General features: G+C 62.2%; 13 protein-coding genes and 1 riboswitch. Of the genes, 6 read left to right on the top strand and 7 right to left on the bottom strand.

Features of this window, described 5'->3' with window-relative positions; translation table 11 throughout:
• Window positions 1-28 precede the first annotated feature (28 nt).
• The 3 genes from M0D68_RS18220 (at window position 29) to ribB (ending at window position 3,261) form a co-directional block, all read left to right on the top strand.
• The gene (locus M0D68_RS18220; RefSeq protein ID WP_200618186.1) at window positions 29-1,195 is read left to right on the top strand and encodes an MFS transporter; all 1,167 of its coding nucleotides are present in this window, start codon (window positions 29-31) and stop codon (window positions 1,193-1,195) included.
• Window positions 1,196-1,379: 184 nt separating this feature from the next.
• On the top strand, window positions 1,380-2,069 hold the full coding sequence (locus M0D68_RS18215) for a helix-turn-helix domain-containing protein (RefSeq protein WP_175050764.1): 690 nt from the start codon (window positions 1,380-1,382) through the stop codon (window positions 2,067-2,069).
• Between the two features lie 143 nt (window positions 2,070-2,212).
• A riboswitch (FMN riboswitch) is annotated at window positions 2,213-2,395 on the top strand.
• Between the two features lie 146 nt (window positions 2,396-2,541).
• Window positions 2,542-3,261 (top strand): 3,4-dihydroxy-2-butanone-4-phosphate synthase, encoded by a 720-nt coding sequence (gene ribB, locus M0D68_RS18210; RefSeq protein ID WP_200618187.1) that lies wholly within the window; start codon window positions 2,542-2,544, stop codon window positions 3,259-3,261.
• Window positions 3,262-3,353: 92 nt separating this feature from the next.
• Here ribB and M0D68_RS18205 read toward each other — a convergent pair whose 3' ends face one another.
• From M0D68_RS18205 to glpD, 4 genes are all read right to left on the bottom strand, one after another.
• Window positions 3,354-4,040, bottom strand: coding sequence for an HAD family hydrolase (locus tag M0D68_RS18205; protein WP_200618188.1), 687 nt, complete (start codon window positions 4,038-4,040; stop codon window positions 3,354-3,356).
• Window positions 4,041-4,247: 207 nt separating this feature from the next.
• Window positions 4,248-4,961, bottom strand: a complete 714-nt coding sequence (locus tag M0D68_RS18200) for an MIP/aquaporin family protein (protein WP_054034471.1) — start codon at window positions 4,959-4,961, stop codon at window positions 4,248-4,250.
• Between the two features lie 91 nt (window positions 4,962-5,052).
• The gene (gene glpK, locus M0D68_RS18195; RefSeq protein WP_093635515.1) at window positions 5,053-6,552 is read right to left on the bottom strand and encodes a glycerol kinase GlpK; all 1,500 of its coding nucleotides are present in this window, start codon (window positions 6,550-6,552) and stop codon (window positions 5,053-5,055) included.
• Between the two features lie 240 nt (window positions 6,553-6,792).
• A complete protein-coding gene (gene glpD / locus M0D68_RS18190) occupies window positions 6,793-8,322 on the bottom strand; it encodes a glycerol-3-phosphate dehydrogenase (RefSeq protein WP_200618191.1) in 1,530 nt (509 codons plus the stop codon).
• A gap of 202 nt (window positions 8,323-8,524) precedes the next feature.
• Between glpD and M0D68_RS18185 the strand changes: the two genes are divergently transcribed.
• The gene (locus tag M0D68_RS18185; protein WP_200618192.1) at window positions 8,525-8,899 is read left to right on the top strand and encodes a hypothetical protein; all 375 of its coding nucleotides are present in this window, start codon (window positions 8,525-8,527) and stop codon (window positions 8,897-8,899) included.
• 78 nt (window positions 8,900-8,977) lie between these two features.
• Here M0D68_RS18185 and M0D68_RS18180 read toward each other — a convergent pair whose 3' ends face one another.
• The 3 genes from M0D68_RS18180 to M0D68_RS18170 all read right to left on the bottom strand — a co-directional run bounded on the left by M0D68_RS18180 (window position 8,978) and on the right by M0D68_RS18170 (window position 10,991).
• A complete protein-coding gene (locus M0D68_RS18180; protein ID WP_093635522.1) occupies window positions 8,978-9,604 on the bottom strand; it encodes a TetR/AcrR family transcriptional regulator in 627 nt (208 codons plus the stop codon).
• 101 nt (window positions 9,605-9,705) lie between these two features.
• Window positions 9,706-9,903 carry a hypothetical protein gene (locus M0D68_RS18175; RefSeq protein ID WP_054034465.1) on the bottom strand — a complete coding sequence of 66 codons (198 nt, stop codon included), beginning with the start codon at window positions 9,901-9,903 and terminating at the stop codon, window positions 9,706-9,708.
• A 308-nt stretch (window positions 9,904-10,211) separates the two neighbouring features.
• Complete coding sequence (locus M0D68_RS18170) at window positions 10,212-10,991, bottom strand: DeoR/GlpR family DNA-binding transcription regulator (RefSeq protein WP_093635526.1); 780 nt, start codon at window positions 10,989-10,991, stop codon at window positions 10,212-10,214.
• A 353-nt stretch (window positions 10,992-11,344) separates the two neighbouring features.
• Between M0D68_RS18170 and ggt the strand changes: the two genes are divergently transcribed.
• Both ggt and M0D68_RS18160 read left to right on the top strand, forming a co-directional pair.
• Complete coding sequence (gene ggt / locus M0D68_RS18165; protein ID WP_200618193.1) at window positions 11,345-12,982, top strand: gamma-glutamyltransferase; 1,638 nt, start codon at window positions 11,345-11,347, stop codon at window positions 12,980-12,982.
• Window positions 12,983-14,347 (top strand): MFS transporter, encoded by a 1,365-nt coding sequence (locus M0D68_RS18160; protein ID WP_200618194.1) that lies wholly within the window; start codon window positions 12,983-12,985, stop codon window positions 14,345-14,347. It abuts the gene before it with no gap.
• The last annotated feature ends 127 nt before the right edge of the window (window positions 14,348-14,474 follow it).

The raw sequence follows: 14,474 nt of genomic DNA, 5'->3' as shown, positions 1-14,474 counted from the left end.
GCTCAACTTTAGAACCTGGAGTAGAAAAATGCCCATTCCATTACTGGCGCTCGCGATCAGCGCTTTCGCGATCGGCACGACCGAGTTCGTGATCATGGGCTTGCTGCCCGAGGTCGCGCGCGATCTGGCTGTGTCGATTCCGTCGGCCGGTTTGCTGGTGAGCGGCTATGCGCTCGGCGTGGCCGTCGGTGCGCCGCTGCTCGCCGTGGTCACCAGCAAGATGCCGCGCAAACTCGCGTTGCAGTTGCTGATGGGCGTGTTCATCGTCGGCAATACGCTGTGCGCGATTGCGTCCAGCTATTCGGTGCTGATGATCGCGCGCGTGGTGACGTCGTTTGCGCATGGGTCGTTCTTTGGCATCGGCGCGGTGGTAGCGGCTTCGCTCGTGCCGGCTGAAAAGCGGGCAAGCGCCATTGCGCTGATGTTCACCGGTTTGACACTCGCGAATGTGCTCGGCGTGCCGTTCGGGACGTTTGTCGGCCAGGAGTTTGGCTGGCGTGCGGCGTTCTGGATCGTCAGCGCATTTGGTGTGCTGTCGCTGGCCGGCGTGTCGTTGCTGGTGCCGAATCGCCATGATTCCGGCCCGGTCGGCCTCGGTCACGAAGTGCGTGTGCTAAAGGATCTGCAAGTCTGGACCGCGCTCGCAATGACGGTGCTGGGTTTCGGCGGCGTGTTCGTCGTGTTCACCTATATCGCGCCGATCCTCGAGCAGGTCAGCGGCTTCTCGCCGCGCGGCGTGACGCTGATTCTGGTGCTGTTCGGCGTCGGTCTCACGATCGGCAATACCGTGGGCGGCAAGCTGGCGGATCGTGCGTTGATGCCTTCGCTGATGGGCATTCTGGTGGCGCTCGCGGTGGTGATGGCGATCTTCGCGCGGACCAGCCACTCGCAGGTGGCGGCGGCGATTACCATTTTCGTGTGGGGCATTGCGGCGTTTGCGACGGTGCCGCCGTTGCAGATGCGTGTGGTCGAGAAGGCTGCTGCCGCGCCGAATCTGGCTTCGACGCTGAACATCGGTGCGTTCAACGTGGGCAATGCGGGCGGCGCGTGGCTCGGCGGTCTGGTGATCAATCATGGCCATTCGCTCGATACGCTGCCGTGGGTCGCAGCGGCGGTTAGCGTGGTGGCGTTGTTGCTCACGTGGTTCGCGGCGCGGATGGATGCGCCGGCAAGGACGGTGGCGCAAAGCGCCTGAGTCTGCGTGAGCGCATCCGCCCCAAATACGCCCATATGAAAAATTCGCACAAGCTTTGCGAGAATCGTCCTCCGCAATGCTGATAACAGTGTGAAGATAACTTCGTTGGGCGCGGCGGGGCGCGGTGCTATCTTGCTTCCACTAACCGCTTGCCCGCCGTCCGGCGGCGCTCCTGGAGGCAATCATGCATTCCCCGCTTGCGCTGGTTCGCGATCCCACGGCTGACACCGATGCGTCGCCGCGTGCCGCTGAACCTTTCGATGCTCTTGAACATCTGGTCGGCGTGAATCTCGCTCGTTTGCGCGCCGAGCGCCAACTTTCGCTTGACGCTCTGGCCCGCGCCTCCGGCGTCTCGCGAGCGATGCTCGCGCAGATCGAGTCCGCGCGCAGCGTGCCGTCGATCAAGGTGCTCTGCAAAGTGGCATCGGCGTTGAAGGTTTCGGTGGCGGCGTTCTTGCGGCGTCATGCGACCAACGGCTTCGAGCATTTGCCGGCGGAGCGTTCGTCGCGGCTCGTCAGTTCGAATGGGCGCTACTCGGCCCGGCCGCTCTATCCTGATGCCGAGCCGACCGCCGCAGAGTTTCACGAGCTGCGTATCGCGCCGTTGCACACCGAGGCCGGCACGCGCCGCGCGCCGGGCACCACGGTGAATCTGGTGGTGAGCGAAGGCACGCTGGAAGTCAGCGTGCACGACCAGCGCCAGTTGCTGGCCACGGGCGACGCGATCGTGTTCGATGCCGACCAGCCGCACAGCCTGCGCAATCCCGGCGACACCGAAGCGCGCGCGTTTCGCGTCACGTTGAAGGCGGAAACGCCGCCGCGCTGGGATGTGCCCGCGCAGCACGATTTGACACGCCAGGCCGCGCCGGTTTGACCGGCTTGACGAGTGCAGTTTTTCAGGCGGATGTGCTGTCAAAATCGGCGGTGAAGCCGGGATGTCCGTCTAGTCAGTAGGGGTTGCGCTGCAGGTTTCGCGCGACTGTTGTATTCTTTGCCGGCCGGTCAATCCGGCAATCAGTGCGTCTTCAGGGCGGGGCGAAATTCCCCACCGGCGGTATGCCGGCAGCGCGAAAGCGTGAGCCGGTGAGCCCGCGAGCGCCCGCGTCGTTCAGCTTTCAGCGTATCGAAAGCGCAGCGGGGTCAGCAGATCTGGTGAGAAGCCAGAGCCGACGGTTAGAGTCCGGATGGAAGAAGATGTGCAGATAGTCATGTTCGTTTCCGTGATGCCGCCAGAGTTTCGGGCGGTGCGCGAGCGCCGCTTTGCGCGGCGTTCAACGGCGCGTCTTTGTCTGTTTGCAATGCCCTGAAACGTTTTTCGCCCAACTTTTGCGATGAGCGTTTCAACTATGTCCTTTGCTACTTTTCCTGCTCCGTCGGTGATTGCGGATAGCGCATCACTTGACCTTCCCCTGCTCGCCACCGAGCCCGTTCCGCCGCGTATCGCCGCTGCCTTGCAAGCCATGCGCGATGGCCGCGCTGTCGTCCTGCAAGACGATCACGACCGCGAGAACGAAGCTGATCTGATCGTTTCCGCCGAGCGTCTTTCCGTCGAAACCATGGCCTTGCTGATTCGCGAATGCAGCGGCATCGTCTGCCTGTGCCTGCCTGACGAGAAGATCCGCGCACTCGAACTGCCGCCGATGTCTGTCAACAACGAAAGCCGTCACGGCACCGCGTTCACGGTTTCGATCGAAGCGCGCGATGGCGTGACCACCGGCGTATCCGCGCTCGATCGCGTGACGACAATCCGCGCAGCTATCAGCGATACGGCGAAGCCTGCCGACATCGTGCGTCCGGGCCACGTGTTTCCGCTGCGTGCGCAACCCGGCGGCGTGCTCGCGCGTCGCGGCCACACCGAAGGCACAGTCGATCTGGCGATTCTCGCGGGTCTGAAACCGGCCGGCGTGCTGTGCGAGCTGATGAACGCGGACGGCACGATGACGCGCGGCGCGGATGTGGAGCGCTTCGCTCAACAACACAATCTGCCGATGCTGACGATCGCCGAGCTGGTGGAATTCCGTGAGGCGCTGGCGACGGCGCGCGAATGTGTCGCGGATGAGGTTTGATACGTTAGAAAAAACCCGCGCTCGGAAAAGCGCGGGGTTTCTCAGGAATTTGAAGCCGACTCTTGCAGCCGGCTTTTTTATTGCTGCGCCCGTTAAGACTGCACGTCGCCAAACTCCCCACGCACACCGGCCTCGACCAGCGCGGGCAGTTCATCCATATGCTTCATGATGCGTGTCATGCCCATCTTGCGCAGCGCATCTGCATAACCGTCGGGGATATGGCTTGCACCGACGAAGGCAATCGTCTTCATGCCCGCCGCTCGCGCGGCATTCAGACCGGCCACGCTATCTTCCACGACGACGCAGCGCGAGGGTTCCACGCTCAGTGTCTTTGCAGCGAACAGATACACATCCGGATAAGGCTTCGGCCGTGCGACCTGTTCGGCGCTGAAAATCCGCTCGCCGAAAATCTGCTGCAAACCCGCGCGCCGCACCGACGCATTCACGCGCGCCATCCGGCTGTTCGACACAACCGCGGCCGGCAGCGTCACGCGTTGCAAGGCCTCGCGCACGCCGTTGATCGGGCTGAGCGACGCCGCGAGCTCAAGCTCGACATTGTGTTCAATCGTATTGAAGAAATCGGCAGGCAGCGTGATATCGAACGACTTCTCGATACCTTCGAGAAAGCGCGAGGTCTGCTGGCCGAACGCCGTTTTGACGACGGGTTCGAAGTCGAGGCCGGGGAAGGTGGCGGACAGCGTTTCGAGCATTACGCGGTCAGCGATGATTTCGCTGTCGACGAGCACGCCGTCGCAGTCACAGATGAGGTGGTCGATCATGCTTTAAGACGGAAAGCGAGAGGCACGCGAGCAAGACAGTTGCAAGCTCATGCGCGGAGATTGAAAGCATCATGATACGTGCTTTGGCGCCGCGTGCGCGGCGCCTTCGCTTGCCGTCAGCGCTTATTTGCGCTGTGGGAGCGCGCTCAGTGCGCCTTTAGAGCGCCTCGTGCGGGCCCTATATACGCTCCCACGTGCGCTGCAGAATCAGTGCGCATGCAGATACAAATACAGCCCTGTTGCAGCCGCGCCGCCCAGCAGCGGACCGCACACCGGAATCCACGAATAACGCCAGTCGCTGTCGCGTTTGCCCGGAATCGGCAGCAGCGCGTGCATCAGACGCGGCGACAGGTCGCGCGCGGGGCTCATCGCGTAACCGGTCGGGCCGCCGAGCGAAATACCGATGCCGAGTACCAGCAGGCCAACCGGCAGCGCGTCGAGCGCGCCCAAGCCAACTTGAGGCGAAGCAAGATACAGCACGCCGAGAATCAGCACGAAAGTCGCGATCATTTCGGTGAGCAGGTTATGCGGCACGCTGCGAATTGCGGGCGACGTGCAGAACACGCCGAGCTTCACGTCTGCATCGCCTTCCTTGTTGAAGTGCTGACGATACGCGAGCCACACGAGCAGGGCGCCCGCCATTCCGCCGAGCATCTGCGCCGCGACGTAGCCCGGCACTTTGGCCCACGCGAACTTGCCTGCCAGCGCGAGGCTGATCGTGACCACAGGATTCAGGTGCGCGCCGCTATACGATGCCGTGACGTACACGGCGATGAACACGGCCATCGCCCAGCCCATCACGATCACGATCAAGTCCGCGCCTTTGCCCTTGGTGCGCGCGAGCAGCACATTGGCAACCGCGCCGTTGCCGAGCAGCACCAGAAGTGCGGTGCCGATGAATTCCGCAATGTAAGGAGACATGATTTGGTATCCGAAATATAGTTGTTAGGGAAGCCGCTGGATAGGCGGCTTCGTTATGTCGAAAGGTGTCTTAGGAACCGATGAACGGCAATCAGGGCGTGTCGGCCCAGGCCTTCGCGGCGCGGATCGCGCGCTGCCAGCCGTCGAGGCACTCCTTGACTTCGGCGTGCGGCAGGGCAGGCGTGAAACGACGATCGAGGGCCCACTGGCTTTTCAGTTCGTTCACGTCTTTCCAGTAGCCGACCGCGAGACCGGCCAGATATGCCGCGCCCAATGCGGTTGTCTCCGATACCTTCGGACGCACAGCGTCGACGCCGAGAATGTCCGCCTGAAATTGCATCAGCAGATTGTTCGCGCAAGCGCCGCCGTCCACACGCAATTCGCCGATGCGAATGCCGGAGTCGGCTTCCATTGCCTTCAGCACGTCGAGCGACTGATAGGCGATCGAGTCGAGCGCGGCGCGGGCAATGTGCGCCGAACTCGTGCCACGCGTCACGCCGAACAGCGTGCCGCGAGCCCGTGCATTCCAGTGCGGCGCACCGAGGCCTGCAAATGCGGGCACCAGATACACGCCATCGCTATGCGGCACGCTGCGCGCCATCGTTTCGATCTCGGCTGCGTTCTTGATGATGCCGAGGCCGTCGCGCAGCCATTGCACCACCGCGCCGCCGATGAAGATGCTGCCTTCGAGCGCATAGTTGATCTGGTCGCCGATCTGCCACGCAATGGTGGTGACGAGATTGTTCTTCGATTCGATCGGCTTGTCGCCGGTGTTCATCACGAGGAAGCAGCCGGTGCCGTAGGTGTTCTTCACCATGCCCGACTCCGTGCACATCTGGCCGAACAGCGCCGCGTGCTGGTCACCGGCGATGCCCGCGAGCGGAATCTTGGAGGCGAACACGGTGGTCTTGGTCGGCCCGTACACTTCCGACGAGGCACGCACTTCCGGCAGCATATTGCGCGGAATGTCGAGCGCTTCGAGCAGTTCGTCGTCCCACTTCAGCGTGTGGATATTGAACAGCATCGTGCGCGATGCATTGGTCACGTCGGTGACATGCAGACCACCCTTGGTGAAATTCCACACCAGCCAGCTATCTACCGTGCCGAAGGCGAGGCGGCCTTGCTTCGCTTTTTCGCGTGCGCCTTCGACGTTGTCGAGAATCCAGCGGATCTTGGTCGCCGAGAAGTACGAGTCGATTGGTAGACCGGTTTTTGCGCGGACTTTTTCTTCGAGACCTTGCTCTTTAAGCTGGTCGCAGAAGTCGGCGGTGCGGCGGTCTTGCCAGACGATCGCGTTATAAATTGGATGACCGGTTTCGCGGTCCCACACGATGGTGGTCTCACGCTGATTAGTAATGCCAATCGCCGCGATCGACGTGCCGTTCATGCCCGCGCGCGTAACGGCTTCAGCGGCGACGCCGGCCTGCGTCGACCAGATTTCCTGCGGGTCGTGTTCGACCCAACCGGGACGTGGATAGATTTGCTGGAATTCTTTCTGAGCGGTCGACACGATATTGCCGAGCCGGTCGAACAGCATCGCGCGGGAGCTGGTGGTGCCTTGGTCAAGCGCGAGGATGTACTGATCCTGCATTGTCTCTTCTCCATGTGTTTTATGAATCGCCGGATTGCTGACCGGCGACGGGAACGGCGTGTTGGTTCAAGCGGGTTGCAACAGTTCGAGCTTGTGCGTCCCGGCTTTGTCAGTAGCCGAGGGGGTGAAAATCGAATCGGGTCACGCGGGTTCATCCACATAACCAGGCCGTGTTGCGGTAGCCTGACCTGGGTGGTCCGGCTATGCGGCTCAGCTAAATGACCTGACTAGCTGGTTTGGCTAGGCACTCTGTCGGAACGGTTCGCGGGCGAACCATGCGTCAATGTCGTGTGTGATCGAATCGAGTGTGCCCGGTTCGACGTGCAGTCCGAGTTTCGAGCGGCGCCACAACACATCTTGCGCGCTGCGTGCCCATTCGGTGTCGCGCAGGTAAGTGAGTTCGGCCTCGTAGAGGCCCGGCGCGAAAGCGCGGCCGAGATCGGCCACCGAGCGCGCGTTGCCAATGACGTTTTTTACACGCGTGCCGTACGCACGCGCGAGGCGGTGAGCCAGATCGGCGGGCAGCCATGCATTCTGCTGCTTGAAACCGGCGAGGAAGCGCTCGAAGTTGGCCTGCGGAATATCGCCGCCGGGCAACGGCGCACCGGCCGTCCACGAAGGCGTGCCGTTATGCAGCGCGTGCGCGAGTTTGTCGACGGCTTCTTCCGCCAGCTTGCGGAAGGTTGTGATCTTGCCGCCGAACACCGACAGCAGCGGTGCTTCGCCCGCAGGCGCATCGAGTTCCAGCGAGTAGTCGCGCGTAACCGCTGAGGGATTGTCCGCGCCTTCTTCCTCGAGCAGCGGACGCACGCCCGAGTAGGTCCAGCGCACGTCTTGCGGCGAGATCTTTTCTTTGAAGTAGCGGTTGATCGAATCGCACAGGTACTGCGTTTCGTCGGCGTTGATCGCCACTTGCGACGGGTCGCCACGATATTCGAGGTCGGTTGTGCCGATCAGCGTGTAATCGTGTTCGTACGGAATCGCGAAGATGATCCGCTTGTCCGGATTCTGGAAGATGTACGCGTGATCGTGTTCGAACAGACGGCGCGTGACGATATGGCTGCCTTTCACGAGGCGCACGCTGTGCGTTGCTTCCCGCCCGAGCGCGCCATGCAGCAATTCGCCGACCCACGGTCCAGCCGCATTCGCGATCGAAGCGGCGCGCACGTCGAGGATCGTGCCGTCGTCACGCTTGAGTTGCGCGCGCCATTCGCCGCCGGCGCGCACCGCGCTCAGCAGCTTGGTGCGCGTGAGAATCTTCGCGCCGCGTTCCTTCGCATCCAGCGCGTTCAGCACGACGAGACGCGCGTCATTCACCCAGCCATCCGAATACACGAAACCGCGCTTGATCGAATCGACCAGCGGCGCGCCGGCAGGATGGTTGCGCATCACGATGCCGCGCGAGCCGGGCAGCAGTTCGCGTTTAGCGAGGTGATCGTAAAGGAACAAGCCGGCGCGGATCAGCCAGGCCGGACGCAGATCGGGCATGTGCGGCATCACGAAGCGCAGCGGCCACATGATGTGCGGCGCCGCGCGCAGCAGCGTTTCGCGCTCCTGCAGGGCTTTGCGCACCAGCCCGAACTCGCGGTACTCGAGGTAGCGCAGGCCGCCGTGAATCAGCTTGGTGCTGGCCGACGACGTATGGGCCGCCAGATCGTCCTGCTCGCAGAGCAGCACTGACAGGCCGCGGCCCGCCGCATCGCGTGCGATGCCTGCGCCGTTGATCCCGCCGCCCACGACGAGCAAATCGTATCTCGAGCCTTGCGTCACCTGCTGTGTCCTCTGCGTCGTATTCGGAAACTGGTTTGGAAAAACTATCGAACCGATAGTGTTCGTTTGCGAACTTTAATGAACATATTCGAAAAAGTAAAGTTCGGTTTTCTTAAGCGCCCCTCTAGTGCCTGGCTAAGGTGGTGGCGTAACGCGCGGCCACGGACGATACTCTCGGCAGCAGCCATTTCGAGGTGAATTCATGCGTGGACTTTGGATAATCGGGGCCACTGCGCTCCTGACGGGATGCATCAGCTCGCCGAGCCTGAACGGGACGACGGGCGCACCTTCGTTCGCATCGTTGCAGCAGATGTGCAGCGCCCAGACGGTCGACTACGGCAACGACGCGCAAGGCGTCTACGCGGCGCTGTTCGATGCGTACGTGGCGAACCGGCGCGGCAAGTTGTCGAAGGACGATTACTGCGCGTTTCAGGCGTCGCTGGCACAGCATTACACGAGCCTCGGTGCGAGTGCTGATCCGCAAGTGCGCAATCAGTGGGTGGCTTTCTTCACCGACCAGCGAGCCAAAGCGTTGAGCTGGCGCGCGGCGGCCGATCCGACCTTGCGCGCGGGCTGAGTTTCGCGCCTGCTTGTTCCTACCCAGAACGTTTCGCCAGCTTATTCGCGCTGCGTGATTTGATAGACCAACCCGGGGCTAGCCGCGCTGCGGCTGCGCCCCCCGCCACAACATCCGGCGAATCTGCGCGAACACGGCCTCACGCGTCGGCGCGTTGCTCCCTGCTGCTTGCTGCGCCTGTGGCAAAGGCAACTGATTGGCGAGCGCCAGCATGGTGAAGCCGTGCAGGCTCGCCCAGTACGCGTAACCGATCAATTCCGGATCCCCTTCCAGAAGACCCGCGGCCACGAGCTGCTCGAAGTGCACCCCGAGCATGCGCCAGGCGCGGTGCGATGCGGCCTGAAGTTCGGGATAGGCGCCATCCTGCTGCGTCAGATCGAACATCAGGCGGTAAGCATGCGGCTCGTCGAGTGCGAACGCCACGTAGGCGTCGCTGACGGCGGAGCGGTCGGTCGCGGGTGCTTCCTTTGCCACGGCTTCGAGCCGCGCCGCGAATCGGTTGAACGCCGCCGCGCGGACCATCGCAAGGATTTCGTCTTTGTCGCGGAAGTAGCGATAGGGCGTCATCGCGCTGCAACCCAGCTCCTTCGCCAGTTCGCGCATCGTCACGCCTTGCGCGCCGCGCGTGGCGAACGCGTTTTCGGCCACGCGCCGCATGGTTTCGCGGAATTGCTGGATGTCGTCGGAAGAGAGCGTTTTTGGCATGCGCGAAGGAAGAAGGTCCGTCGCGTCAATTTACTGTGTAAATGAATTGGGCACAACAAAGCGGCCGTTGACGCGGCCGCTTTGCTTGGTAATCAAGGGTACTAGGAAAAACGCTTGATGGCCCGGAGCGCACTGTCGCCGGTTTCGGTTACGCGCCATTGTTCGTTGCCCGACGCGAGCCGTTCGAGTTGCACAAGCTGGCGTTCCAGCAAGGCGTCGAGTTCTTCTCGCTCCATGTCGACTTGATTGGGAGCGTCCTTGACGAGCAACAACGTGGCGAATTCATGCGGACTCAGCATCGTTCTCTCCATGTCAAGCAAACGCGGACGGCCTTGGAGGCGACTGGCACGATGCCAGTGGAGTCCGCTAAAGGATCAGGCGGGAGGTGCGGCTATCACGACAGGTTCACGCTGCCGGCACTCCGCGTAACGCGGAACGGACGCCGGGGAACTGGAGTGTAGTCAACCGCCCGTCAAACACCAAATGGGCCCCAGTAAATTTTTCCTTTGACAATTGGGACTCGCAGCGGCGGTTTGGAGCAGCGGCCAGATCCTTGATTTCACTCGAAGTTTCGCGTGCACTGCAACATGGCGGAAGTCGCCTGGGATCACTCGGCGATATACACCTGGCAGTTGGCGGCGGCGAGGGTTTCGTTCATCTCGGCGGGTGGCGCGGCGTCGGTGAAAAGCGCGTCGATCTGATCGAGGTGACCTTGGCGAACGAGTGCCGGACGGCCGAATTTGGAGTTGTCGGCGGCGAGAAACACGGTGCGTGCATGCTGGATGATCGCCTCGGCCACGCGCACTTCGCGGGTGTCGAAATCGCGCAGCGTGCCATCCGTTTCAATGCTGGACGTCCCGATGATCGCGAAGTCCACCTTGAACTGCCGGATGAAGTCGATCGCCAGTTCGCCGACGATGCCCTTGTCCCACGGCCGCACGATGCCGCCCGTCACCAGCACTTCGCAATCCGGATAGCCGCTCATCATGCTGGCGACATTCAGATTGTTGGTGATCACGCGCAGGCCGCGATGCCGGTTGAGCGCTCGTGCGACTTCTTCGGTCGTCGTGCCGAGGTTGATGAAGAGGGACGCCTGATCGGGAATGTGAGTGGCCACTAGCGCCGCAATGCGCCGCTTCTCTTCGTGAAACATCCGCTGACGCGCCGTGTACGAGACGTTCTCGGAACTGGTCGGTAGACTGGCGCCGCCGTGATAGCGGCGCAGCAGGTTCATGTCAGCGAGCCAGTTGACGTCGCGGCGGATCGTCTGCGGTGTCACGTCGAAGTGGGCCGCGAGGTCGTCCACGGTCACGAAGCCGTCGCGTTGCACCCACTCCAGCAGTTCCTGTTGCCGGGCGTTGAGAGTCAGGCGGGGGTCTCGGGTCATGTGTCTCGGGTCGTGGGTTTTTATCGGCGCTGCCCGCCGCCGACGCAAGAAGCCGAGCCGGAAGACGGGTAATGCGTGAACGAGGGTGGGGGTATTGTAAGACCATCGCACGTCTTGTCTGCCAACTCATGCGTCATGGTTCGGATTCAGGACGACCGTGCGGCGATCTATTCAGGTCATTTACGCATTTATTCATTTGATAAATGAATTTGTTTTTTGTGCCGGATCGCGCTGCAATCCAAGGCTCCGCGTTTTACCCCGCGTGCTACCCGAGTTTTACCTGAGTCTTACCCGTTTCCCATGGGTTCCGGCGTTATAGAACACGCCGGACCGCGCTTTCGAGAGTGTTCGACATGACTGGCTTCAACTGGCAAAACCCCTATCCGACGCCGCGTCTGCCTGTATTCGCGCGCAACATCGTTTCGACTTCGCATCCGCTCGCGGCGCAAGCCGGTCTGCGGATGCTGTGGAAAGGCGGCAATGCCGTCGACGCGGCGATCGCGGCGGCCGCCGCCATCACTGTGGTCGAGCCGGTCTCGTGCGGCCTTGGCGGCGACGCTTTCGCGCTAGTGTGGGACGGCAAGAAGCTGCATGGCCTGAACGCGTCGGGCGTCTCGCCGGCGGCTTGGAACGTCGATTACTTCAGGCGCAAGTACGGCGAGGAAAACGGTCTTGCCAAACAACCCAAGCGCGGTTGGGACGCTGTGACGGTGCCGGGCGTGATCGCCGGCTGGGAGGCGCTGCATCAGAAATTCGGCTCGCTGCCGTTCGCCGATCTGATGGAACCGGCGATCGAGATCGCCGAGCGCGGCCATGCGGTGGCAAGCATCGTCGCCTACAAATGGGCGGCAGCCGTCCCCGAATTGAAGGACCTGCCGGGCTTCGCGCAAACCTTCATGCCGCGCGGCCGCGCGCCGGAAGTCAGCGAACTGGTGCGCTTTCCTGGCCACGCGAAGACGTTGCGCAAGCTCGCCGAACAAGGTCCGCGTGCGTACTACGAAGGCGAGATCGCCGAACAGATCGCGGCGTTTGCGCGTGAAGGCGGCGGCGCGTTGACCCTCGACGATCTGCGCAACTACAAAGCGGATTGGGTCGAGCCGATCGGCAAAGATTATCGCGGCTACACCGTGCACGAAATTCCGCCGAACGGCCAGGGCATCGCGGCGCTGATCGCGCTGGGCATCCTCGAAAAATTCGACGTGAAAGAGCTCGCCGTCGATAACGTCGAGTCGCAGCATTTGCAGATCGAAGCGATGAAGCTGGCATTCGCCGACGTCTACCGCTACGTCGCCGATCCGCGCTCGATGGAAGTCACGCCCGAGCAGATGCTCGACGACGCGTACCTTACGTCGCGCGCGAAGCTGATCGACCACAAGCGCGCCACTCAATTCGACTTCGGCATGCCGAAGGCCGGCGGCACGATCTACATGTCGGTGGCGGACGAACGCGGCATGATGGTCAGCTTCATCCAGTCGAACTATATGGGCTTCGGCTCGGGCATCGTGGTGCCCAATAGCGGCATTGCGATGCAGAACCGCGGCTGTGGCTTCTCGATGGACCCGAAGTCGCCGAACGTGGTGGAAGGCGGCAAGCGGCCGTTCCATACCATCATCCCGTCGTTCCTGACGCAGCAGGTGGACGGCAAGCAGGAAGCGGTGATGAGCTTTGGTGTGATGGGCGGCGATATGCAGCCGCAAGGCCACCTGCAATCGATCGTGCGGATGCTCGACTACGGTCAGCAACCGCAGGCCGCCTGCGACGCCCCGCGCTGGAAGGTTAACCGCGACTTCACCATCGACATCGAATCGACGCTCGATCCGAAGACTGCCGAGGCATTGCAGAAGCTGGGTCACACGATCAAATCGGTCGACGATCCGTACATGGACTTCGGCTCCGGCCAGTACATCTGGAAGCTCGATCGCAACGATCCGGACCGCGGCTATGTAGCGGCAAGCGACAGCCGTCGCGATGGCCTGGCAGCGGGGTTCTAAATGAACATCCCCGCGTCGCAATCCGCGACTGCATCCCCGCGCTCCACGTCCGCACCGCTTTCCAAAGCGATGGTGCGGCGTATCGTGTTTTCGTCGTCGGTCGGCAACGCGCTCGAGTGGTTCGATTTTCTGGTCTATGGCTACTTCGCGACCATCATCGCGAAAGAGTTCTTCCCGATGCAGGACGAGTGGCTCTCGACGCTGCTCGCCATTGCCACCTTCGGCATCTCGTTCCTGATGCGGCCGCTGGGCGCCATCGTGCTGGGCGTCTACGGCGACCGCAAGGGCCGCAAGGCGGCGCTCACGCTCGCCATCGCGTTGATGATGGTCGGCACCTTCACGATGGCGGTGATGCCGCCGTATGCATCGATCGGTCTGGCGGCGCCCGTGTTGATCCTGCTCGCGCGGCTCGTGCAAGGTTTCGCGGTGGGCGGCGAGTTCGGCAGTGCGACGGCCTTCATGGTCGAACACAGCGCGTCACGGCGTGGCTACTACGCGAGTTGGCAGTTCGCGAGCCAGGGTCTGGCCGCGATCACCGCGGCGGCCTTCGGTTCGCTCCTGACCGCGTGGATGCCACCCGAGCAACTCAATAGCTGGGGCTGGCGCCTTCCGTTCATCTTTGGTCTGCTGGTCGGGCCGGTGGGCTATTACATCCGCTCGCATCTCGACGAGACGCCGGAGTTTCTCGCCTTGCGTAAAGCGCGTGAGTCCGCGAGCAAGCATCAGGTGGCGTCTGACGCGAAGGACGCGTCGTTCCGCAACCAGTGGGTGAATCTGCTGCTGGCCGTGGGCATCGTCGCGCAATCCACGGTCGGCGTGTACGTGTTGCAGCTCTACATGCCGATGTACGCGGTCAAGCAGTTGCACATGCCGGCTGCGGCGTCGTTCGGCGTGGTGGTGCTCAATGGCGGCTTGCAGTTCCTGCTGTCGCCCGTGATGGGCGCATTGTCTGACCGCATCGGCCGGATTCGCATCATGCTGACGACGTCGATACTGATGGGTTTGCTGATCTATCCGATGTTCGCTTTGCTGCAGTCGCATCCGACGATTGGCTGGCTGCTGCTGTTGCAAGGCACCGCTGGAATTTTCAAGGCGGCTTACTCCGGACCGATGCCCGCGCTGATGTCTGAGATCTTTCCCACGCAGGTGCGCTCGACGGGTCTTTCAATCGGTTACAGCATCGGCGTAACGATTTTCGGTGGCTTTGCGCCGACGATTGTCGAGACCTTCATTCACTTGACCGGTGACAAGCTGGCGCCAAGTTACTACGTCCTGGTTGCGGCCGTGCTGTCAGGCTTGTCGCTTGTGGTGGTCGCGTGGCGTATGCGGCGCGTCCGGCGTCTCGAAGGCGTTCAGCCCGCATGACGGCGTGGCCGGCAGCCGTTGTGCTTCGCAGCGAGCCTTGCCGTGGTTGACATGGAATCTCCTTGCAAATCAAAGCCAGCTCGTCGAGCTGGCTTTTTTTGTGCCTTGCGTGTGCCGCCTGTAATCA

Source organism: Paraburkholderia sp. SEWSISQ10-3 4 (genome assembly GCF_030464785.1).
GTDB classification, from domain to species: domain Bacteria; phylum Pseudomonadota; class Gammaproteobacteria; order Burkholderiales; family Burkholderiaceae; genus Paraburkholderia; species Paraburkholderia aspalathi.
The sequence above is the reverse complement of the archived record's forward strand: the minus strand, read 5'-3'. Positions and strand labels throughout refer to the sequence as shown.